The organism is Bradyrhizobium sp. BR 1433 (assembly GCF_051547665.1).
Lineage (GTDB): Bacteria > Pseudomonadota > Alphaproteobacteria > Rhizobiales > Xanthobacteraceae > Bradyrhizobium > Bradyrhizobium australafricanum.
Genome location: NZ_JBPUGG010000001.1, coordinates 6975390 through 6997204 on the forward strand (window position 1 = coordinate 6975390; position 21815 = coordinate 6997204).

General features: G+C 65.6%; 19 protein-coding genes and 3 pseudogenes. 12 read left to right on the plus strand and 10 right to left on the minus strand.

What is annotated here, in order from left to right; all coding sequences use genetic code 11:
- Positions 1 to 21: 21 nt before the first annotated feature.
- From ACSKB9_RS33495 to ACSKB9_RS33505, 3 genes are all read right to left on the minus strand, one after another.
- The gene (locus ACSKB9_RS33495; RefSeq protein ID WP_438078538.1) at positions 22 to 882 is read right to left on the minus strand and encodes an SDR family NAD(P)-dependent oxidoreductase; all 861 of its coding nucleotides are present in this window, start codon (positions 880 to 882) and stop codon (positions 22 to 24) included.
- 100 nt (positions 883 to 982) lie between these two features.
- Positions 983 to 1486: a DUF1993 domain-containing protein gene (locus ACSKB9_RS33500; protein ID WP_018273395.1), complete on the minus strand. Its 504-nt coding sequence runs from the start codon at positions 1484 to 1486 to the stop codon at positions 983 to 985.
- A gap of 350 nt (positions 1487 to 1836) precedes the next feature.
- Positions 1837 to 3192, minus strand: coding sequence for a lytic murein transglycosylase (locus ACSKB9_RS33505; RefSeq protein ID WP_438078540.1), 1356 nt, complete (start codon positions 3190 to 3192; stop codon positions 1837 to 1839).
- 185 nt (positions 3193 to 3377) lie between these two features.
- Here ACSKB9_RS33505 and ACSKB9_RS33510 point away from each other — a divergent pair.
- The 4 genes and pseudogenes from ACSKB9_RS33510 to htpX form a co-directional block, all read left to right on the plus strand.
- Positions 3378 to 3674, plus strand: a pseudogene (locus tag ACSKB9_RS33510) (hybrid sensor histidine kinase/response regulator); the annotation flags it as partial.
- A gap of 83 nt (positions 3675 to 3757) precedes the next feature.
- A complete protein-coding gene (locus tag ACSKB9_RS33515; RefSeq protein ID WP_438080514.1) occupies positions 3758 to 4285 on the plus strand; it encodes a histidine kinase dimerization/phospho-acceptor domain-containing protein in 528 nt (175 codons plus the stop codon).
- Entirely contained in the window at positions 4264 to 5028 is a 765-nt protein-coding gene (locus tag ACSKB9_RS33520; protein ID WP_438078542.1) for an ATP-binding protein, read from the plus strand. The genes ACSKB9_RS33515 and ACSKB9_RS33520 overlap by 22 nt, the downstream gene beginning before the upstream one ends.
- Positions 5029 to 5248: 220 nt before the next feature.
- A complete protein-coding gene (gene htpX / locus ACSKB9_RS33525) occupies positions 5249 to 6178 on the plus strand; it encodes a zinc metalloprotease HtpX (RefSeq protein WP_028333206.1) in 930 nt (309 codons plus the stop codon).
- A 196-nt stretch (positions 6179 to 6374) separates the two neighbouring features.
- Here the strand turns inward: htpX and ACSKB9_RS33530 are convergent, their stop codons facing one another.
- Positions 6375 to 7325, minus strand: a complete 951-nt coding sequence (locus ACSKB9_RS33530; RefSeq protein ID WP_438078544.1) for an aldo/keto reductase — start codon at positions 7323 to 7325, stop codon at positions 6375 to 6377.
- A 401-nt stretch (positions 7326 to 7726) separates the two neighbouring features.
- Between ACSKB9_RS33530 and ACSKB9_RS33535 the strand changes: the two genes are divergently transcribed.
- Positions 7727 to 8062: a GYD domain-containing protein gene (locus ACSKB9_RS33535; protein ID WP_028338617.1), complete on the plus strand. Its 336-nt coding sequence runs from the start codon at positions 7727 to 7729 to the stop codon at positions 8060 to 8062.
- A 570-nt stretch (positions 8063 to 8632) separates the two neighbouring features.
- Here ACSKB9_RS33535 and ACSKB9_RS33540 read toward each other — a convergent pair.
- Positions 8633 to 9886, minus strand: coding sequence for a Spy/CpxP family protein refolding chaperone (locus tag ACSKB9_RS33540; RefSeq protein WP_438080515.1), 1254 nt, complete (start codon positions 9884 to 9886; stop codon positions 8633 to 8635).
- Positions 9887 to 10181: 295 nt separating this feature from the next.
- On the opposite strand from ACSKB9_RS33540, the gene ACSKB9_RS33545 reads away from it, so the two are divergent.
- Positions 10182 to 10334, plus strand: coding sequence for a hypothetical protein (locus tag ACSKB9_RS33545; protein WP_283068693.1), 153 nt, complete (start codon positions 10182 to 10184; stop codon positions 10332 to 10334).
- Between the two features lie 20 nt (positions 10335 to 10354).
- Here the strand turns inward: ACSKB9_RS33545 and ACSKB9_RS33550 are convergent, their stop codons facing one another.
- Positions 10355 to 11797 carry a helix-turn-helix domain-containing protein gene (locus tag ACSKB9_RS33550; RefSeq protein WP_438078547.1) on the minus strand — a complete coding sequence of 481 codons (1443 nt, stop codon included), beginning with the start codon at positions 11795 to 11797 and terminating at the stop codon, positions 10355 to 10357.
- Positions 11798 to 12223: 426 nt separating this feature from the next.
- Here ACSKB9_RS33550 and ACSKB9_RS33555 point away from each other — a divergent pair, with 426 nt between their 5' ends.
- From ACSKB9_RS33555 to ACSKB9_RS33565, 3 genes are all read left to right on the plus strand, one after another.
- Positions 12224 to 12433, plus strand: coding sequence for a DUF4170 domain-containing protein (locus ACSKB9_RS33555; RefSeq protein ID WP_016839740.1), 210 nt, complete (start codon positions 12224 to 12226; stop codon positions 12431 to 12433).
- Between the two features lie 211 nt (positions 12434 to 12644).
- A complete protein-coding gene (locus ACSKB9_RS33560) occupies positions 12645 to 13217 on the plus strand; it encodes a hypothetical protein (protein WP_253607120.1) in 573 nt (190 codons plus the stop codon).
- A gap of 20 nt (positions 13218 to 13237) precedes the next feature.
- Complete coding sequence (locus ACSKB9_RS33565) at positions 13238 to 13975, plus strand: glycine-rich domain-containing protein (RefSeq protein WP_438078550.1); 738 nt, start codon at positions 13238 to 13240, stop codon at positions 13973 to 13975.
- Here ACSKB9_RS33565 and ACSKB9_RS33570 read toward each other — a convergent pair.
- Positions 13972 to 14859, minus strand: a complete 888-nt coding sequence (locus ACSKB9_RS33570) for a metallophosphoesterase family protein (protein WP_438080517.1) — start codon at positions 14857 to 14859, stop codon at positions 13972 to 13974. The two genes, ACSKB9_RS33565 and ACSKB9_RS33570, sit on opposite strands and share 4 nt — an antisense overlap.
- A 147-nt stretch (positions 14860 to 15006) precedes the next feature.
- Here ACSKB9_RS33570 and ACSKB9_RS33575 point away from each other — a divergent pair, with 147 nt between their 5' ends.
- The 3 genes and pseudogenes from ACSKB9_RS33575 to ACSKB9_RS33585 all read left to right on the plus strand — a co-directional run bounded on the left by ACSKB9_RS33575 (position 15007) and on the right by ACSKB9_RS33585 (position 16477).
- Positions 15007 to 15495 (plus strand): NUDIX domain-containing protein, encoded by a 489-nt coding sequence (locus ACSKB9_RS33575; RefSeq protein WP_016839736.1) that lies wholly within the window; start codon positions 15007 to 15009, stop codon positions 15493 to 15495.
- A 39-nt stretch (positions 15496 to 15534) separates the two neighbouring features.
- Positions 15535 to 16047, plus strand: coding sequence for a GNAT family N-acetyltransferase (locus ACSKB9_RS33580; RefSeq protein WP_038386020.1), 513 nt, complete (start codon positions 15535 to 15537; stop codon positions 16045 to 16047).
- Positions 16048 to 16178: 131 nt separating this feature from the next.
- Positions 16179 to 16477 (plus strand): annotated as a pseudogene (locus ACSKB9_RS33585) (EthD family reductase).
- 180 nt (positions 16478 to 16657) lie between these two features.
- Here ACSKB9_RS33585 and ACSKB9_RS33590 read toward each other — a convergent pair.
- From ACSKB9_RS33590 to ACSKB9_RS33600, 3 genes and pseudogenes are all read right to left on the minus strand, one after another.
- Positions 16658 to 19026, minus strand: a pseudogene (locus ACSKB9_RS33590) (TonB-dependent receptor).
- Between the two features lie 122 nt (positions 19027 to 19148).
- Positions 19149 to 19571 (minus strand): DUF2946 family protein, encoded by a 423-nt coding sequence (locus ACSKB9_RS33595; RefSeq protein WP_438078553.1) that lies wholly within the window; start codon positions 19569 to 19571, stop codon positions 19149 to 19151.
- A gap of 163 nt (positions 19572 to 19734) precedes the next feature.
- Positions 19735 to 21798, minus strand: a complete 2064-nt coding sequence (locus ACSKB9_RS33600; protein WP_438078555.1) for a hypothetical protein — start codon at positions 21796 to 21798, stop codon at positions 19735 to 19737.
- Positions 21799 to 21815 lie beyond the last annotated feature (17 nt).

Below are 21815 nucleotides of genomic sequence, written 5' to 3' on the forward strand. Positions count from 1 at the left end.
GAGGCATTCGCGCTCCGCAGACTAGCCGCGCACAATTCCGCCCATGTGGCCGGCATCGAGGAACAAGGTGTGCGCGTTGACGTAGGAGGATTTATTCGAAATCAGGAACAGCGCAGTATAGGCGACCTCCCAGCCGGTGCCCTGGCGGCCGAAAGGCACTGTCACGGCGCGGTCCGATCGCCTGCGGCTGGCGTCGCGCCCCATCGGCGTGTCCATGAAGCCGGGCGCGATCACATTGCAGCGAATGCCCTTGTCCTCGCCGGCCCGCGCGATCGCCCGCCCCAGCGCGATCTGCGCCGCCTTGGAGGATTCATAGGCCGGGTTGCGGCCGCCGGCGCGCTGGCTCGCCATTGAGGAGATCAGGATGATCGCGCCACCCGGCGCCATCACCTCCAGCGCCTTCTGCGCGAACAGCATGTGGCTGCGCACATTGACGGCATAGTCGCGGTCCCAGGCTTCGGCCGTCATCTTGGGCAGCGACAGGCCGGAGGAGATGCCGACATTGAGCGCCAACCCGTCGAGCCCGCCGAGCTTCTGCGCGCAGCGTTCGACCGCGGGCGCGATCGCCGCGACATCGGAGACGTCGACCACATCGGTGAGGGCCTTGCCGCCTTCCTTGGTGATCTGCGCGACGGTGTCGTCGGCCGCGTCCTTGTTGACGTCGAGGCAGGCGACCGACGCGCCCTCGCGCGCGAACAGCACGCTCATGGCGCGGCCGTTGCCGATCGGCGGCGCTTCATCCACGGTTGTGCGCTGTCCCGCGCCGACCACGATGATGCGCCGCCCGGCGAGGCGGCCGTGGTTCTTCGCCAGTCCAAGCGCTTCGGCATGCAGCGAAGCGGACGGATCGATGGCTTTCGGTGCGTGGGTTGTGGTCGACATGGCGTGCTCCCTGACGTCTTGTTGTTGTCAGGGAGCAGTAGCACGGGCGAGGGCGTGAAGCGAAAATCCCGTCGCGGGGAATATGGATCGCCGAAGCGCGTCAGCTGACGCCGAGGAAATCGCGCTTGCCGATCTCGACGCCGTTGTGGCGCAGGATGTCGTGCGCGGTCACGGCGTGGAAATAGAAGTTCGGGAACGAGAACGCGCTGAGGAATTGCTGACCCTTCAGGGTCATCGTGCGATCGGGGCCGATCGGGAAGGTGACGTCCCTGGCGTCGGCGCCGTCGAACTGCGCCGGCTTGAACGACTTCACATAGTCGATCGTCTTGGCGAGCCGCTGCTTCAGCTCACCGAAGCTCTTCTCGGTGTCGGGCGTCGACGGCACCTCGCTGTGGGTCAGCCGCGCGCAGCCCCGTGCGGCGTGATCGCAGACCAGCTGCACCTGCTTGGTCAGCGGCAGCATATCGGGATAGAGCCGCGATCCCAGCAGCACCTCGGGCGCGATCTTCTTGGCCTCGCAATGCGCCTCGGCCTTGGTCAGCTCGCCGGTGAGGCTGTTGAGGATCTGCAGGTAGGCGGGGACGACGGCGTCATGAAAGGACATGTGATGCTCCTGTTCTGATGAAATCCGGCTGTTACCGAACGGCGATGCTGCAAGTGGGGCGGCAAGGGGAAGAATACAACTGCGGGCGGCTGTAACAGTTGGTCAAATATTTCCCGCGGGCGGCATTCTTGATCCCGTCATCCCGAGGAGCGCGAAGCGCGTCTCGAAGGATGCACGGCCCCAGTGTGGCCGATTCATCCTTCGAGGCTCGCTCCGCTCGCACCTCAGGATGACGGATCGCCAGAGTCTGCGTAGCCCGGATGGAGCGCAGCGCAATCCGGGGAGGCGCATCGGGGCTTGTCCCGGATTTCGCTGTGCTGTATCCGGGCTACGGAAAATGGGCGTTTGCTCTACCGCGTCCCCGGTGCCGCGGCATCGGCGGCCGGCTGGGTGCGGGGCCCGCCGCGCATCCGCGCCAGGAGCTCCGCGGTCGGCCAGGAATCCGCCGGCAGGCCGTATTTCATCTGCATCGCCTTCACCGCGCTGCGGCTTGCCTGTCCGAGCACGCCGTCGATCTTGCCGACGTCGTAGCCGGCGCGCGCGAGCAGTCCCTGCAGCTCCTTGATCTCATTGAACGGCAATTGCGCGACCGGACCGTGCGGCCGCTGCAGCGGCGGTGCGCCCGCGATGCGGCCGGCGAGATAGCCGGCGGTGGTCGAATAGATCAGCGAGTTGTTCCACTCGGTGTAGGCGGCGAAATTCGCATAGGCGAGGAACGCCGGACCCATCCGGCCCATCGGCAGCAGGAGCGAGGCCGGCATCTCGTCATTCGGCAATGGCTTGCCGTCGGTCAAGCCGACGCCAAGCGATACCCATTTCGATCGCGGCAGCTTGATGGTGAGGTCGGCCTGGTCCCAAGGGAATTTTGCGAAATTCGCCGCCTGCGGCACGCGCACCTCCTGCAGCCACGGCTCGCCGCGCCGCCATTTCAATCCGGTGGCGATGTAGTTCGCGGTCGAGCCGATCACGTCGGGGCCGCTCTGCAGGAGATTGCGGTGGCCGTCGCCGTCATAGTCGACCGCGTAGTTGAAATAATGCGTCGGCAAGAATTGCGTCTGGCCGAGCTCGCCGGCCCATGAGCCGATCATCTCGTCGGGTGTCAGGTCGCCGCGCTCGATGATCTTCAGCGCGGCGATGGTCTCGCCCTGGAACATTTCGGAGCGGCGGCAATCATAGGCCAGCGACACCAGCGATTTCAGCGTCGGCAAATTGCCCATCTGCACGCCGAAATCGCTCTCCAGTCCCCAGAACGCGGCGATCACCGCCGGCGGCACGCCATATTCCTTTTCGGCGCGCGCGAACGCGGCGGCATAGGTCCGGATGTATTGCTGGCCTTGCTGCATGCGATAGTTCGCGGCCATGCGGCCGGCGAACTGGGTGAAAATCTGCCCGAACACGCGCTGGCCGCGGTCGCGGTTGACGATGCCCTGGTCGTAGATCAGGTAGGGCGCGGCCTCCGCGATCGTGCGCTGCGAGACGCCGGCGGCGACCGCCTTCTGCTTCAGCTCGGCGAGGAAGCGATCGAAGTTCTGCCCGTTGTGGCAGGACGCAGCCCTCGGCGAGGCGACGGCGGCAGGACGCGGCCTGACCGGCGCGGGATTCAAGGGGCTGGGCAACGGCTGCTGCGCCGAGGCGAAGGTAGTGAACGCCAGCGCCCCCGCGATCGCTGCGATCATGATCGGGGCGCGGAGGGAAGAGGCTGGCATCGATGTCACCGGCTGGAAAAAGGGGAATTGAGGTCCAATCTGCATACACCAGGGCGACACCGGGCAACAACGGGGGTGCCGCTCTTAGACCAATTGGGCTGAGGTAGGTTGAGCCGCCGCCGCTATGATCGGCCGGTGATTCGCGGGCAGGGGTGTCGGCGGATCGATCACGCCCGGAGGGACCCATGTGGAGTTTTCTCGAGCGTCTTTTGGATTCGTCGACGTTTTCGCCGCACGGCATCTGCCTGCTGTGGGAGCCGGAGCTGATCTGGCTCCACGTGATTTCAGACGCGATCATTGCCGCTTCGTATTTCTCGATCCCGTTCGCGCTGGCGATCCTCGTCTCCAGGCGGCGCGATTTTCAGTTCGGCTGGATGGCGTGGCCGTTCGCCGCGTTCATCCTCGCCTGCGGCCTCACCCATGTGTTCTCGATCTACACGCTGTGGGTGCCGATCTACGGTCTCGAGGGCCTGCTCAAGGCGCTGACCGCTGTCGCCTCGATCTTCACCGCAGTGCTGCTCTGGCCGCTGATCCCGCGGATTCCGCGATCCCGACCGAAGAGCAGTTGCGCGAGGCCCATGTCGCGCTCGCCGAGGAGGGACGCCAGCGCCAGCGCTCGGAATTCCTGCTCGAGCGCTTTCGCGAGGCCGAGGCGAATGAGAGCAAGATCCGTCAGGCGCAGAAGATGGAAGCGGTCGGCCAGCTCACCGGCGGCATTGCGCACGACTTCAACAACATCCTCACCGTCATCACCGGCACGATCGACATCCTGGCCGAGGCGGTCACTCACAACCGCCAGCTCACGGAGATCACCGCGCTGATCCGCGACGCCGCCGAGCGCGGCGCATCGCTGACGCGGCATCTGCTCGCCTTCGCGCGCAAGCAGCCGCTGCAGCCGAGCGACGTCGACGTCAACGCGTTGATGGTCGACACCATCGAGCTGCTGCGGCCGACCATCGGCGACCATGTCGACATCGATTTCGCTCCGCACCCGATCTGCCGCGCGCACTGGTCGATGGCAACCAGCTCGTCACCGCGATCATCAACCTTGCGCTCAACGCGCGCGACGCGATGCCGAAGGGCGGCCGGCTGATGATCGAGACCCGCACCGCCGAGCTCAAGCCATCGGACGTGAGCGGCCATGATGGGCTTGCCGCCGGTGACTATGTCGCGATCGCGCTGACCGACAATGGCCGGGGCATTGCGGAAGCCGATCTGGCCAAGGTGTTCGAACCGTTCTTCACCACCAAGGACGTCGGCAAGGGCACCGGGCTCGGCCTCAGCATGGTCTACGGCTTCGTCAAGCAATCCAACGGCCATGTCGTGCTCGACAGCGAGGTCGGTCGCGGCACCAGGGTGATGCTCTATCTGCCGCGCGCGGCGGTGGTCTCAGCGGCAGCGGTGCCCGAGCGGCGGCAGCTGGACGTGCGCGGCGCGCGGGAAATCGTGCTCGTCGTCGAGGACGACAGGCTGGTGCGCTCCTATGTGCTGACCCAGATCGAGAGCCTCGGCTACACCACGCTGTCGGCCAATAATGGGAACGAAGCCCTTGCCGTGCTCGACAGCGGCGCGCCGATCGATCTGTTGTTCACCGACGTCATCATGCCGGGCGCGATGAACGGGCGCGACCTCGCCACCGAGGCGCGGAAGCGCCGCCCGGGCCTGCGCATCCTCTTCACGTCGGGCTATACCGATGACGCCATCGACCAGGACGGCAAACTCGTGCAGGGCATCCTGTTCCTGGCAAAGCCCTACAGCCGCGCCGAGCTCGCCCGCATGTTGCGCGTCGCGCTGCGCGAGGAGGGGGCGGTGATTGCACAGGAGCCGGCGGCGTAGCGAGAGATCGTAGCCCGCATGAGCGAAGCGACATGCGGGACCGGTCTTACCCGCATATCGCTTCGCTCATGCGGGCTACTGATCGCCGCGGCACATAACCGATTGTTAACCCGCGCCGCGTCGCTGCGACGCACTGGTTCCCCTTGCGGCTTCAGCGGCAAAATCCCTACCTCAGCGGCGTCAGTTGTGGCAGCATTCCGCTCGCCGTGAGGGAACAACGATGAACTATTTCCGCACCGCGCTCCTGCTTGCCGGCCTCACCGCCCTGTTCATGGGGGTCGGCTATCTGATCGGCGGCGGCACTGGCGCCGTGATCGCGCTGATGGTCGCGGCTGCGACAAATCTGTTCACCTACTGGAATTCCGATCGCATGGTGCTGTCGATGTACGGCGCCCATCAGGTCGATGCGGGCTCGGCGCCCGAACTCTACAATCTCGTCGCCGAGCTGGCGCAGCGCGCCGCTCTCCCGATGCCGCGTGTGTTCCTGATGGACGAAGCGCAGCCCAATGCGTTCGCGACCGGCCGCAATCCGGAGAACGCGGCGGTCGCCGTCACCACGGGCCTGATGCAGCAGCTCAGCCGCGAGGAGCTCGCCGGCGTGATCGCGCATGAGCTTGCGCATATCAAGCATCACGACACGCTGACCATGACGATCACAGCGACGATCGCCGGCGCGATCTCGATGCTGGCGCAGTTCGGCATGTTCTTCGGCGGCAACCGCAACAACAACGGCCCCGGCATCGTCGGATCGATCGCGATGATGGTCCTGGCGCCGCTCGGCGCCATGCTGGTGCAGATGGCGATCAGCCGCACCCGCGAATACGCCGCCGACAATTATGGCGCACGCATCGTCGGCCAGCCGATGTGGCTTGCCTCCGCGCTCGCGAAGATCGAGAACGCCGCGCATCAGGTGCCGAACATGGAGGCCGAGCGCAATCCGGCCACCGCGCACATGTTCATCATCAACCCGCTGTCGGGCCACGGCGTCGACAATCTGTTCGCGACCCATCCCTCGACCGCGAACCGCATCGCCGCGCTGCAGCAGCTCGCCGCCGAGCTCGGCACCCAGACCGCGCCGCGCCCGGCCGGTGGAAGCTATCCGCCGCGCAGCCCGTGGGGCGGATCCGGCCAGCGTGGCCCGTGGGGGTAGGGTAAGACCAAGCCGTAGCCGCGAAGGCGGTGTGCTCCCTCGCCCCGTTCTTACGGGGAGGGGGTTGGGGTGAGGGGCTGTCTCCGCAAATACGGCGATAGCTGCATTCGCGGAAGCTCCCCCTCACCCGGAACGCATCTAGCGATGCGTTCCGACCTCTCCCCGCACGCGGGGCGAGGTGAAGTGAAGGCAGCTGCTACGCGCTCGCGGCGTCCAGCCGTTCGACCTGGTCCTTGCTCAGCTCAAGTTTGGTCGCCGCGACCAGGGTTGCGACCTGCTCGGGCCTGGTGGCGCTGGCAATCGGCGCGGTGACGGAGGGTTTTGCCATCAGCCAGGCGAGCGCGACCGCGGCCGGCTCGGCGCGGGTTTCCGCGGCGACCTCGTCAAGACCGGCCAGGATGCGCATGCCGCGCGGGTTCATGTATTTTGGAATGCTGCGTGCACCGCGGGGGCTCTTGGCGAAGTCGCTCTCCGAGCGATATTTGCCGGTCAAAAATCCTGCGGCGAGCGAGAAGAACGTGATCACGCCGACGTCGTTCGCCTCGCAGACGCGTTGCAGCGCGCCTTCGTAGCTCGAGCGCTCGGCGAGGCTGTATTCGGGCTGCATGCTCTCATAGCGCGGCAACCCGTTCGCCTTGGCAATGTCGAGCGCACTCTGGAGCCGCTCCGCCGAGAAGTTCGAGGCGCCGACGGCCCTGACCTTGCCGGCCTTGATCAGCTTGTCGTAGGCCGCGAGCGTCTCTTCCTGCGGTGTCGTCTCATCGTCCTTGTGGGACTGGTAGAGATCGATGAAATCGGTCTGTAGCCGCCGCAGCGAATCCTCGACGGCGCGCGCGATGTAGTCCGGCTTCAGCCCGACATTGCCGCCGCCCATGTCCATGCCGACCTTGGTGGCGAGGATGACGCGGTTGCGGTTGCCGCGCGCCTTCATCCATTTGCCGATGATGGTCTCGGATTCGCCGCCGCTGTGGCCCGGCACCCAGCGCGAATAGACATCCGCCGTATCCAGGAATGTCAGCCCCTGATCGAGCACGGTGTCGAGCAGGCGAAACGACGACGTCTCGTCCACGGTCCAGCCGAATACATTGCAGCCGAAGCACAGGGGAGGGACAGTGAGGCCGGAGCGGCCGAGCGCGCGATGCTTCATGAGTTTTCTTTCGCTTGTTCTTGATAGCGGGCGCCGGACACTGAGGCAGATCGCCCTTGTTTGCAAGGCGTTGTCCCGCCACCGCCTGGCGGGCGCCGACGCGTCACTCGGCGGGCTCGGATGGATCGCGTTCGTCGGTCGGGTCAGGCGCGCTGCCCTTCGGTGCCGCATCGACCAAGGAGAGATTTCGTCGCAGAGCAGAAACGCGATTTTATTTGCCGCGGGTCTGATGTAGATTGCGCGGCGAGCTGCCACCGGTTGCGCCGAAATCCGGAGAATGAGCGGCAGCGCGACTGGCCATCGGCAGGCCATTTCTTCTCATTTTTCAGTACGAAATGCTCTGCCCGGGCCGCGCGCCTGGGTGAATGTTTTTTTCATTCCAACGAAACGGAGCGATTGCCATGCATTTCTGCTTCTCTGGTGAATACACCCCGCGTTCCCTGAACAACATCATGGAAAACCCGACGACCAATCGATACGAGGCCGCGAAGAAGTTGATTGAGGCCGCCGGCGGGAAACTGATTTCGATGTACAGCACGGCGACCGATGGCCCCGGCGTGATGGTGATCTTCGACGTGCCGGATCCGAGCTTCGCGCCTGCGGTCAGCGGCGTGGTCGTGGCGGCCGGCGCCATGCAGAATGTGAGGCTGATCCGGCTCTTTACCCAGGACGAGATCAAGGTGGTGCGTCAGCACGCGACCAAGCTCAAGGCCGCCTACACGCCGCCCGGCGGTTAGCAGGCCGAGCGATCCAAAACGGCGCAGATTGATCTGATGGCCGGTGTCACTCTCGCGCGGCGGCGCTTGCTGGCGTCCCGCGCGGAGGCGAGGGCCGTTGCGCGCCGCTGATCCGGGGCGTCAACGGATGGGCACTAGCTCAGGCGGATGTCCTTTGCTACGTGCATGCCGGCCACAGCCCCGGCCGGTTGTGCCGTCGCATGACGTCCGCCGCCTCGCTCGGCCTCCGCTTCAGCAAGACGAGCGCAGTGCGCGCTAAGGCGCGATGAGATCAGGGCGTGTACTCATGAATTCTTCGCGTCCGCTTTGATCTCGGAAGCTGACGTTGAGGCCGACATCGCCGTATGTCGGCCTTGGGCCAATAAGCAACATCCAAAGAAGTTCAGTTGACTACGTGCGGGCCTCAAAGTTCTTGTTGAACGGCGTCCCGGTCGCGCGACCGAACTACTTAGAGCCCGCCCCTATAACGCATGCTCGCATGTCCAGCCCTTCTTAGCGGACGACTAGCAAATGCGACAGGGGATGCGAAGTATCGCCTTGGCCGACCAGCGCCGCTTGGGGATGGAAAAATCACACCCCCCGCTTCTTCAGACCGAGCCCCTCGAACTGCGTCTTCTGCTCGTCACTCAGGTTCCAACGGAAATCGTCGACCGCGTCGTTCACGCTGATGATCGCCTCTCTCATCGCTTCCAACCGCGCCTTTGCGGCCTTAAGGCGGGCCGGCGGGGTGAGCGCGTCCTTTGGCGGGCATGGGTTTAAGGCTTCCATGGTGCCCATCGTGGTATCCTGCACCACTTCGAGCGCGGCGCGTTGCGTATCGTTCAGTTTCAGGCTGGCGACGATGTCGTCGAGGGGCCATTGCTGGGCGACGAGCTGGCGGTATTGCTTTTCGGCCTGTTGCTCGTCTTGCGGTTCACGGCTCGCCTGGCAGGCGGCGTCCTGCATCTCCTTCAGCTTCGCGGCCGCAGCGTTAGCGCGGCGGTCGCGTTCGGGCGTGTTGAGCTGGGCCTTCTGTTCATCGCTTAGGAGATCGTAGAATTTTTGAAATGGCGGCATAACGGTCGCAACTGCGCTCAGCATCGCGTTGACGCGGCTCTGCATGGCCGCGAATCGCTCCAGCGCGGTGGTTGCGGTCTGTGCTGGACAGGAAGCGCGGATGGTGTTGCCGGCGGAAATCCAGGCGCTTGCGAGCTCGTCGAAGGCTGCGCGCTGCGCCTCGTTCGCCGCGACCGCCAGGCCGATCCGCTCGAGGGGAAGGCCGGTCGTCTTGGCGGTGTCGCCGCTACAGAATTCCTGCACCGAGGGCGCTTTGCGATGCCGCCTCCCGGCGGGGCGCTCGGCCGCAAACGCTGAGAGATCGCTCGCAGCGTAAGGCGAGAAGATCGCGGCGTAGAGATCGCCGTAGCCATAGGCCCAGAAGCCGCTGCCATCATTGAGAAGCGCGTAGTCATAGAGATCGCTATAGGCAAACGGCCAGAAGAGCGGACCGACCCAGCCGTATGAACCGTCGGAGTGCTGCCACCAGCCTTGCGCAGCTCGGCCGCCCTGCCAGCCGGCCAGCGCGGCGACGGCAGTGAGCTGCGCGCGCTCACTCGGGCCGATCGACTCGGCGGCGGGGCGAAGATCTTGCGGTCTTAGAGCAGCCATGCGGACGCGGCTGTGGCGCGCCGCCATGCGTGCGTGGCGGAGACCCGCGACCGACAGCACGCCGGCCATCGCGAAGCGCGCGACACTCACGGGGCCGCCAACGCGCAGGCGGAAACCCGCCTCGGCCGCGCTCGGCAGCGCTCCCAGAACGCCAATTGCAACGCCGGCCGCAGCCATTCCAAGGCGGGACTTTGACATGATCTCTCCCTCGGTCTCTCCCTTGGCGGTCCAGGCCACATCGCGTCACAAATATGACTCTGCAGCGGAACCGAAAGTTCCTCCCGCCGTTTTCATTGGGTGAACCTGCGGTCAGGTCACGACGTCAACGGATTAGTCGCGTCGAGTACACGCGCTGGGTCGAATTGTCATCGCGCTTTAGTTTGGTGTGTGATTTGCGCAAACGCGTTGTCGCGAGGGAAAGCCGCTTCGCACTTTTCCGGATCATGCTTTAGCGCAAGTCGTCCTCGGTCGAATGCTCCTCCGTTTTCGGCGGCCAGGCGCCGCGCCGGACCAGCGCCTCGTGCAGGAGATGTGCACGCTGTTCGTCGCACCCGATGGCTGCAAGGTGGTCGAAGGTGCGATCAGCAAGGACGGCTGGTGCAAGGCCTTTGCCGCGGTGGATTGATCAGTGGATTGATCCTTGGCTCACAACTCCCGCGCATTCGAGAACGCGAACGAGGACACGCGCCGCGTGGTCTCGTCCAGGATCAGGGTGCGCGTGATCGGCGGCTCGGCGCGCTGGCTGCAATTCTCGCGCTCGCAAAGCCGGCAGTTGACGCCGATCGGGGTGCCCTCGACCTTCTCCAGATCCATGCCGGTGGCATAGACGAGCTTGGCTGCATGACGGATCTCGCAGCCGAGCCCGATCGCAAAGCGCGGCTGCGGCTGCGGGTAGGGCGCCACCGGCCGGCGCACCATCTGCGCGATCGAGAAGTAGCGCGTGCCGTCCGGCAATTCGATCACTTGGCTGAGCAGCCGATCCGGCATGTCGAAAGTCGAGTGCACGTTCCAGAGCGGGCAGGTGCCGCCGAACTTGGAGAACGGGAAGGTGCCCGAGGAAAACCGCTTCGACACGTTGCCGGCATTGTCGACGCGGAGCAGGAAGAACGGCACGCCGCGCGCGTTCGGCCGTTGCAGCGTGGTGAGGCGGTGGCAGACCTGCTCGAAGCCGGCGTTAAAGCGCTGCGCCAGCACGTGGACGTCGTAGCTCAAGGCTTCGGCTGCGGAATGAAACGGCTGATAGGGCATCATCGCAGCGGCTGCGAAGTAATTGGCGAGCGTGATGCGGTAGAGCCGGCGCGCGGTGTCGTCGAGCGGGCCGGCGCGGCTGACGATGGCGTCGATCGCGGCGCCGCACTCGACAAAGCCGATCTGAAGCGCAAGCTGGAAGCTGCGGCCGGAGCTGTCGACGAGTTCGGAGATCAAGAGCTGCCGGCGATGCCGATCGAAACGGCGCAGCGTCTCGCGCATCACGTCGACCGGCATCACGCGGGTCAGAATCGAATGTTTTTCGCGGAGGCGCGTGGTCAGCGCCGTAAACAGGCCTTCGGTCGGCACGTTGAGCTCGTCGCGCAAATTCTCCGCGGCGGTCTCGAGCTCCGGAAAATAGTTGCGGTTGGCCTCGATCAGGTCGCGCACCCGCTCGATCGGATTGGCGTCGAATTGCGAGCCTTCGCGGTCGGCCATCTGCGCCGCCACCAGAGTCTCGCCGCGGCGCGCCTCGGTGTAGGCGGCGTAGAGCCGCTGCAGCGCGTGCGTTACGCCGGGGCAGAGCTCGGCGAGGTCGCGCAGCTCCTGCTTCGGCAGGTCGATCTGGCGGAACAGGGGATCGGAGAAGATCTCGTTGAGTTCCGCGAAGAAGCGATCCTCGTCGGCGGTGGCGAGGTCGCGCAAATCGAGATCGTAGGTCTCGGCCAGCCGCAGCAGGATCTGGGCCGTCACCGGGCGCTGGTTGCGCTCGATCAGGTTGATGTAGGAGGGCGAGATGCCGAGCCCCTCGGCGATCTGGGTCTGCGACAGCCCCAATTGCTGGCGGATCCGCCGGAAGCGCGGACCGACGAACAGCTTCTTTCCGGATTCACCGGGCACGGGTTGGTCTCGCTTGCCGCAGCAAATTCTGACCGCCTCGCCCCGCGCGCGGGGAGAGGCCGGATCGCATCGCTAGATGCGATCCGGGTGAGGGGGACCCTCCGCGAGTCTCGCTGCGGAGACAGCCCCTCACCCCAACCCTCTCCCCGTAAGAACGGGGAGAGGGAGAAGAAAAACCGGCGGGCATGGCAGGCTTCCTGACCTATTATGTGACATAATTTACAAGTCGACATTTATTACAAGTTCAGATGTTACATGACATCACCAATAAAAAACAAGGCATCTGTACGAACTTCGCGTTTTCGCGTTTATCTCCTGACACGCAATTCGCAATGCTCTGTCAAGAATGTCGATATGAGCAGATTGCGGAGATCACGGTGCAGGCGGCTGGGCAAAGGCAGCCCGATTTTTTGAAGGAGACTGACGATGAGCAAGGGCAGCAATTTCTGGGTGATCGGCGGAGAGTTCGGGTCGATGAACTTCCACAAGCTCGTCGAAGGCTCGGCCCAGGTCCGCGGTCCGTTCAAGACCCGCAAGGAAGCCGAAGAGTGCTGGAAGGAAGTCTCGGAAGAGAGTCGCCACAAGGCCGGCGTGCGCTTCTCCATCGTCGAGGAGCCGTCGCGGGTTTCGGCCTGAGCGCCAGAATTTTCAGAGCTAAGAAAACGTCCAAGGACGGCGGCCCCATCCGGTTTCATCCGGGTGGGGTCGACCGCTTTTGGGACAGCGTCAGGTCTTTGATTTGGGGATAAGTGGCGGTCTAAGTGCTTGGGAACCAACGCCCTTTGCGGACATCTTGGTTGCTGATAGGTTAATGCGCAGGAAACCCGTCACCACGAGACCGCAAGGCATGTCCGATCCGCAGAACACCGGCAGCGAGGCGCGCGAGATGCGGCCGACGCTGCGAGAGGCGTTGCGACGGGCGCGGATCGAGGCGGCCGATCGCACCGGTGTCGTCGTCGAGTTGCGCGACGCCGAGGTGGCGCGGCTCGAGATCCTCAACGATGCGCTCGATCCGCTGTTCGCGCAGGTGCCGGACAAGGTCGATCTGTTCGACCGCGGCATCAGCCAGGGCGAGACGCCGCGGCTGTGGATCGACGTCGTCGCGCATGTGCTGATGGGGCGCGACAAACGAATCTACCGCTTCGTGCAGGACACGAGGTTCGGCCGCATCGTGCTCGCCGAATCGCATGACGTGGCCGCGATCGTCGATGCCGTCACCGATTATGTCGCGCGCCGCCTGATCGAGCGCGAGCATGCGATGGTGGCAACGCCGCTTCCGGTCGCCGAGCCGCCGGCGCCGCCCCCCGTGCCGGTGGCGCCGAGGCGCCGCGGCGGGATCGGCATGTTCGTGTTCGGCTTCGTCATGGGCGCGCTCGCGCTGTTCGGTCTCGCGCTGTATGCGAGCTTGCAAAACTTCTAGCCGCTCAAGGGGCGGGCATCGTGGTCATAACACCCGCCTCGGCATTTTTCGGCGTCCTGGCGGCGGCCGCGGTGGTCGGCAGCGCTGTGCTGTTCGGCAAGTGGCAGACATTGCGGCGCGCCGAATACATCCGCACCTTTCACTGGCCGGCGGGCCTGTTGGCGCGGCTCGAGAAGCGTCACCCCGGCTTCACCCGCAAGGACAGCGCGCTGGTCTCGCGCGGCCTGCGGCAGTTCTTCCTCGCCTATCTGATGAGCGGCAAGCGCTACGTCTCGATGCCGTCGCAGGCGGCCGACGACCTCTGGCACGAATTCATTCTCTACACCCGCGAATACGACGCGTTCTGCCGCCGCGCCTTCGGCAGCTTCCTGCATCACACCCCCGCGGTCGTCCTGGTGAAGGAGCGGCGCAGGAGCAATGAGGGGCTGCGGCGGGTCTGGTGGTACTGCTGCAAATACGAGAACATCGATCCGGTCAGGCCGACCCGGCTGCCGCTGCTGTTCGCGCTCGACGCCAAGCTGAACATCGCGAACGGCTTCATCTATCACACCGACTGCGAGGCGCTGCGCCGCAGCGGCATCGGTGGCAGCAGTCCCTATTGCGGCGGCGATTTCTCGGACTCCTCGATCGACGGATCGTCAGCCGGCTTCGGCGATGCCGGCAGCGACGGGAGCGGTGGGAGCGATGGCGGCGACGGCGGCGGCGACAGCGGAGGCGGCTGCGGCGGCGGGTGTGGTGGCGGCGGGGGCGGCGATTAGGCTAGTCGTGCTTGCTTCAATTCGCGAATGCCGGCGTGATCGCCGAGCCCGCGCACCGTCTGCTCGCAGCGCCACGCATTGCCGTCACGCTCGATCGTGAACAAATTGTAGGCCGCCGCCGGATAGTGCTTGCGCGCCAGCGCCGATGCCGACGGCACGCCGATCGCCGGGATCTTCCGCTCCGGGCCGTCGAACCACATCGTCGAATGGATGTGGTCGTGGCCATGCAGCACCAGCTCGACGCCGTGGCGCCTGAGCAGCGCCAGCAGCTGATGCGAATCGGTCAGCCGCTTGGCGCGGCCGTCGGAGTGCAGCGGGTGATGCACCAGGAGGACGCGGAAGGCGTCCTCCCGCGACAGCTGCGCGAGAATCGCATCGAGCGCATCGAGCTGAGGATGGCCGAGCCAGCCGGTCGCCATCAGCGGCGGGGTCGGCACCGCCGAGGAGACGCCGATCAGCGCCAGCGGCCCGCGGCGGCGCACGAACGGAAAATGCGTTGCCGCGCCGTCGGCGTCGCCGCGCAGATCGTCGCCGAAGTGACTGACGAAGCGATGCCGGGTCGCGCGCACATAGGCGTCGTGGTTGCCGGGGACCACGGTGACGTCGGCAGGCGAACCTACCCCCTCCAGCCATTGCCGGGCCGGATTGAACTCGGCATCCAGTGCCAGATTGACCAGGTCGCCGGTCACGGCAATGTGGTCCGGCTGCTGCGCCTGCATGTCCGACACCAGCGCGTCGAGCACGTCGCGGCGGTGATATTTGTGACGGTTGCGCGTCCAGTTCAGATAGCCGAAGGCGCGCTTGCCGGCGAGATCGCGCAGCCGCGCCGCCGGCAGCGGCGGCAGATGCGGGTCCGACAGATGCGCGAGGCGGAACGCCGCCATCATGCGATTCCCTTCGGATTGTCCGCGAAAAGTGGCCGGCAGCCGGTCATGTCGTGCTATCCCGAACGTCCTGCCCTGTATTGGCAAGAGCTGCGCAGGCGCGCAAGGATCAAAGCACGGATCAAGCACCATGATGTCGAGGGTTCAGTGACGGTCCTGCTCGATTTACGCAAGCGCTACGAGCCGCAGATCAGATGGGTGTTTCATTTCTACTGGCGGCTGGTCCGCAGCATGACGCTCGGGGTCCGTGCCGTCGTGCTCGATGCCGACAACAGGGTGTTCCTGGTCAAGCACAGCTACGTCCATGGCTGGTATCTGCCCGGCGGCGGGGTCGAGGTCGGCGAAAGTTTTATCGAGTCGCTGCGGCGCGAATTGGAGGAGGAGGGGCGGATCGAGCTCAAGGGCGAGCCGGTGCTGCACGGCATCTTCCACAACAGCCACGTCTCGCCGCGCGATCATGTCGCGGTCTACGTCGTCAGGAACTACCGGCAGGACCGCCTGCCGGAGCCGAATCGCGAGATCGTGGCCTGCGGCTTCTTCGATCCGGCTGATCTGCCCGACGAGACCACCCCGGGCACGCGGCTGCGGATCGCGGAGGTGCTCGAGGGCAAGCCGCCGACGGCGACATGGCGGTGATGGACCGCGCCCGCGCCAGATGCTATCCCGCGCCCCACAATGACCGAATTGTCCCTGACCATCCTGCCCGAGACCCCGAAAGACGCCCAGGCGATCGAGCGTCTGCACGAGCGCACCTTCGGGCCCGGCCGCTTCGTGCTCAGCGCCTACCGGCTGCGCGAGCATGTCGATCATCTGCTCGATGTCTCCTTCACGGCGCGGATCGGCACGCTGCTGGTCGGCTCGGTGCGCCAGCTGCCGGTCACGATCGGCGATACGCCGGCCCTGATGCTTGGGCCGTTGACGGTCGAGCCGCCGTTCCGCAGCCGCGGCGTCGGCCGTGCGCTGCTCGAGCGTGCGATTAACGACGCCCGCGCCAAGGGCCACCGCCTGATCGTGCTCGTCGGCGACGAGCCGTACTACGCGCGGGTCGGCTTCAAGCCGGTCCCGAAGGGACGAATGACCATGCCCGGCCCGGTCGATTACAGTCGCCTGCTTGTCATGGAACTGGTCGACGGCGCGGCCGAGGGCGTGTCCGGGCCGATCCAGCCGGACTGGAGCAAGGCGATCTGACATCCGCGCGAGCGGTGCCGGAACGGTTGCGCACCATCGGAAACTGAAGCACAGTTGAGGCAAGCGCCGGGACAAGACCGGCGCATGTCATATCAACAGGGAGAGTGCGCGCCATGATCAAAGTCAGTGTGATGTATCCGAACAATCCAGGCGCACGCTTTGATCACGACTATTATCGCGACAAGCACATGCCGCTGGTGAAGGCGCGGCTGGGCGACGCATGCAAATACTACACCGTCGACAAGGGCCTCGCCGGCGGCGCGCCGGGCAACCTGCAACCTATGTCGGAATGTGCCACATCTTCTGCGACTCGGTTGAGGCTTTCGCGGCCGGCATGGGCAAGCACGCCCAGGAGATCATGGGCGACATCCCGAACTACACCGATCAGCAGCCGGTGATCCAGATCAGCGAAGTCGTTGTCGGCCACTGATCGTCCAGACCGAGCAGGTTACGCAGCTCCCTTCACAGACGCTCGTAGCCCGGATGGAGTGAAGCGAAATCCGGGATCAGTCTCACCGCGGGAGCAGTCCCCCCGGATCGCGCTGCGCTTCATCCGGGCTACGTGATCGCAAATTCCCTCTGCCGCTGGCGGCAGAGGGATACGCACGTCTCAGAACTTCAGGTTGGCGAACGCCCGTATGCCGAGGCCCGGCATCAGCACCTCGTCCTTGGTATAGGAGACGGAGTTGCGGATGTTCTGGTTAAGCAGGTTGTTGCCGACCAGACCAAGCGTCATCTCGCGCGCGCGGATCCATGACGAATTCAGCTTGGTGTTGTAGGTGATCTCCGCGTTGAGGAGATTGTAGCCCGCGGTCGGGGTCTCGCCGATGACAGCGATGTCGTTCTGCGCGAAGGCGTGCACCAGATTGATGCGGGTCAGCCAGTTGCTGTCGCGCCAGTAGAAGCCGCCGCCAAGCCGCACCGGTGGAATCCGCGGCACGTTGGTGCCGTCGGTGAAGGTGGCGCGCACCACGTCGAACTGGTTCTCGATGCCCCAGATGCCGCCGTTGAGCGGGCCGATGTCGAACTGGCTCTGGAATTCGGCGCCGCGGAAGATCGCGTCACGCTGCGCGTAGCGCGCCTGGTTCAGTTCGAGGCCGGGGCCGAGCTGGCACGCGCTCTCGTCACACGTGTTGCCCGTCAGCCGGCGGAATATGAAGCCGTCGAACCTGGTGTAGTAGCCGGTGAGTTCGAACCGCAGCGGTCCGGTCGCCCGCCGTAATCCGATCTCGATCGATTTTGCGGTTTCGATGCCGAGATTGGGATTGCCGATGTCGAACGTGCCGGTCGCATCGTGTGGGCCGCGCGAGAAGAGCTCGGCCGGTTTCGGCGCGCGTTCGACGTATTGGGCGGTCGCGCTTGCTACCAGATCCCACGGCAGATTCTGGATCAAGCCGATGCTGCCGCTCTTGGGTGTGAAACTCGGATTTTGCGGTGTCGCTGGACCGATGCTTGCGGGGTCGGTGGCCACGTCGAACACGGGAGGAATGAAAGCCGGCGTTGTGCCGGAGAGATCGACGTGTTCGATCCGCCCGGCAATCTGTGCTTTGGTGGTGTCGGTGAACTTCAGCTCGTTGAATACGTAACCGGCGACCCTGTTGTTCTTGTTGGGGTCCCATAATCCGTTGAGCGGGCTGGTCGGATCGTCCGGACTCGGGGCGGTCAGCTCCTGGTGCCCACCCTGCAGGCCGAATGCCGTGGTCACGGTGGCGAAGCGCGCGTTGAACGGCATCATCTGCACCTCGACGCGCGCCTCCTGCTCCTTGCTGGTGAAGGTCTGTCTCACGCCGTCGCTCAATGGATCGGCCGGATCGGCAAGGCCAATCTCGTTGTGGCGATAGTCGGTCGCGCCGACCCAGAACCGCACGGCGTCGATCGCCGCGGCATCGGGCCGGTACTCGCCCTTGACCGCGATCTTGGTCTGGTGCGCGTCGATCCGGGTCTGGTGATCGGCGCCGTCGATACCGGGGATGTGGTAGAGCGAGTCGTTCTGGGTGATCGCCGCGCCGATAAAGCCGCCCTGGAAGAAATAGGAGGCGCCGACTGACGCGCCGTCCGACTGCGTCGCGGAGTTCGGCTGGCGTCCATTAAACGGCTGGCCCGGGACGAACAGATAAGGGTAGCTCGGAATGCTGTAGTCGCTGGTGGTGCGGCCATAGACGTCGGCATGCACGGCGACATTGTTGCCGCCGGCGTCCAGCAGCATGCCGCCGTCGACGCCGCGATTGACCGAGCTAACCGACGTGCGGGTCTCGACATTGAGGCAACCCGGGCCGCCGGCATCGGCCAGCGGCGCCTTCACCGGCAGCCCGTAGGATTGGAACGGCGCCGCCGTGCAGGTCGGCATCGCATCGGGGATGCGGTTGTTGGTGGCGCTCACTACGCCGCCGATCGAGGTCGAGCCGTAACGCAGCGCGGCCGGGCCGCGCACCACCTCGATCTGATTGGTCGAGAGCGGATCGATCGGCACGAAATGATCTTCGCCAAGATCCGAGGCGCCGCCACCGCCGAGACCATTCTCGACAATGCCGACGCGGTTGACGTCGAGGCCGCGGATGATCGGCCGGCTGGATGCGCCGGGGCGAAGCTCGAACCGGTGATGCCGGGCTTCGAGAACAGCAGATCGCCGAGCGTGGCGGCGCCGGAGCGCCGCAGTTCCTCGTTCGGGATCACGGTGACGGTGGCGAACTGATCGGTGACGACGGGCAGCACGCCCTGCTGCGGTGCTGGCGCCGCCGCTGCGGGCGCCGGTTGTACCGCGGCGGCGCGTTCGCGGCTGCGGCTCGGCGCAGCCCGAGCAACACGGGTCGGCGTGCGCGTCGGCGCAGTCCGGTGCCGCTGGATCGGGCTCGGCGCCGTCACGGTGATGTCAGGCAGTTGCGTCGGCGTCTCCTGGGCCAGCGCGCCGCTACTCATTGCGCCCAGCAATAGCCAGCTCGCGCTCCCGATGTGGAATGCTCGTTTCTTCTGAAGTGTCATTGTCCCGATCCAAGTCCCGATCCAGGGCCCGTCGAAATGACGGATCGATCCCGATTTGCCCCGCTGGAGCAGGCCGCATGTGACGCGGCCGTCCGCTCAGGGCGTGCAGCAATCAGTCGATGTCAGGACAGGGGAGGTGCGCGGGAGTGGAAGGCCGCCGGCGCCGATTTCAGATGGGCGAATTCGGCATTGGTGGTGCGGAACAGAAGCTCGATGGCTTCCGGCAGCAACAGCACCGGCGGCGCCGTGAACAGCATGCTGCTCGCGAGCGAGATGACGGCGCAGATCGCGCAATTGTCGGCCGGATGCCGGTCGTTGTCGGGATTGGCGGGCTGGGGCGTCCCGGTCACCTGGACCGCGAGGTCCGGCGTCGCCGAGGTCCCGATATAGGCGAGGTCGACCAGCGACAGCCCGGTCTGGACTGCGGGCGCCGCTTGCGCAGCCGCGATCGGATGGAAATGCCCGAACGACAGCATGAACTGGACGGCGAGCGCGAACAGCGCCAGCCGCGAGCCAGTCTTGATGTGTCGCCGGAACCACTGCATGCCGATAACGCCCGCCCAATCGGGAGCGCATCAACACCCCAGCGCCCCGATGTTACATTATAACATCGGATGGCGTGCGCGATGTCAACCAGCGTTCAGACAAACCGTGTCGATGCGTTGCCTGTGTGTGCTTGATGCAACGCAGACGTGAGCCCGGCCGGGCTCAGCGTCCCTCACGCAGCCATGTTGCCGCGAATGCGCCGAGCAACAGCAGCAGGCCGACCAGTCCGGCGAACATCGGCAGCACGCCGACGCCCTTCACGACGCTGGCGTCGCGCATCTTGACGCCGAGCCAGCCGTCGCCGCGGAAGATCGAGGAGGAGCGCACCGGCACGACGCGCGGCATGTCGAGGCTCGAACCATCGACGATGCGCCGGGCGTCACCGCCGGTCGCCTGCGCCAGCGGTTTCAGCATGTCGGTGGTTGAGGTGACTTCCGAAAATTCCTTCGGGTTGGTCGGGCCGACATTGATCAGCGCCTTCAGCGTGCCGTCGGTGGCCTGCCACAGGCCGAGCTCGTTGGCGGGCAGCGTCGCGCGCCACTCGCCGGGATCGCCGGCGGTGAGCGTCAGTTCGCGCGTGGTGCCGCTCGGCGACGTCACGGTGACCGGCGAGACGGTGTCGGCCATGGTCTGGCGCACCACCATGAGATCCTTGCCCTGCACCTGCATGCGCAGCGCCTCTTCGTCGAGGTCGGGCTGCTTCATCAGCCAGTGCGACACCCGCCGCAACAAATCGAGATGCGGGCCGCCGCCCTCGTAGCCGCGCGCCCACAGCCAGATGTGGTCGGAGAGCAGCAGCGCGACGCGGCCTTCGCCGAAGCGCGACAGCAGCAGCAACGGCTTGCCGTCGGCGCCGGTCATGACCGGCGGATTGATCGCGTTGCGGGTGTCGACGGTGCGGAAGAACCGGCTCCAATGCGGCGGCTCGGCATTCGAGCCTTCCAGCCCGCGCGTCACCGGATGACGTTTACCGGCATCGCTTAAGTGCGCGTAGAACGGCTTCTCGGTCACGCCGACCGGTTCAGCCGGCAGCACCGAGTCCAGCGGCGTGCGCCAGATGCTGGTGGTCGAGGCGTAGTCGGGGCCGGCGGACACCAGCACCGCGCCGCCGGCGCGGACATAGCGCGCGATGTTGTCGAAATAGGCGATCGGCAGCACGCCCTGGCGGGCGTAGCGGTCGAAGATGATCAGCTGGAATTCGTTGATCTTCTGCTGGAACAGCTCGCGGGTCGGAAATGCGATCAGCGACAGCTCGTTGATCGGCGTGCCGTCCTGCTTCTCCGGCGGACGCAGAATGGTGAAGTGCACGAGATCGACGCTGGGGTCGGACTTCAGGAGGTTGCGCCAGGTGCGTTCGCCGGAATGCGGCTCGCCGGACACCAGCAGCACGCGCAGCTTGTCGCGCACGCCGTCGATCGCGACCACGGCGCGGTTGTTGACCGGCGTCAGCTCGTTCTCGAGCGGCGAGGCCTCGATCTCGACGATGTTGGGCCCGGCGTGCTTGATGTCGATGTCGACGCTCGAGGTCTGGCCGCTGGTCAGCGTGCGCTCGTTGATCACTTCGCCGTCGCGGCGGATCGTGACCTTGGCGCGCTCGCCGGTGACGCCCTGGTCGTCGAGCCGGAAGGTGATGGTCTGGGTCTGGCCGACGATGCCGAAGCGCGGCGCGGCGGTGATCGCGATGCGACGGTCGCGCTCGTCCTTGCGGCCGGTGATCAGCGCGTGGACCGGCGCCTGGAAGCCGAGCGCCTGGGCGTTGGCGGGAATGTCGTGCACGCGGCCATCGGTGATCATGAAGGCGCCGGCGACGCGCTCGACCGGAACGTCCGACAGCGCCGACGTCAGCGCGCCGAACAGCTTCGTTCCGTCGGTCTCGCCATCGGCCTGACCGGCCTCGACGACGCGGACCTCGAGGCCCTTAATCTGCTTCAGGCTGTCGACCAGCGCCTGCCGCGCCTTGTCGGTCTCCTGGTTGCGCGTGCCGAAATTCTGGCTCGGGCTCTTGTCGACCACGACGGCAGCGACCGAGGACAGCGGCTCGCGGTCCTCGCGGGTGAAGGAGGGATTGGCCAGTGCCAGCAGGATCAGCGCCAGCGCCGCGACCCGCACCGCGGCGCCCCGCGCGCGCGACACAAGCAGCAGTACGGCAATGACGACGATCGCGCCGAGCGCGAGCCACAGCACGAGCGAAGGAACCAGCGGTGTGAACGCGATGCCGTAGTTCATGACGTCACTCCGTCATT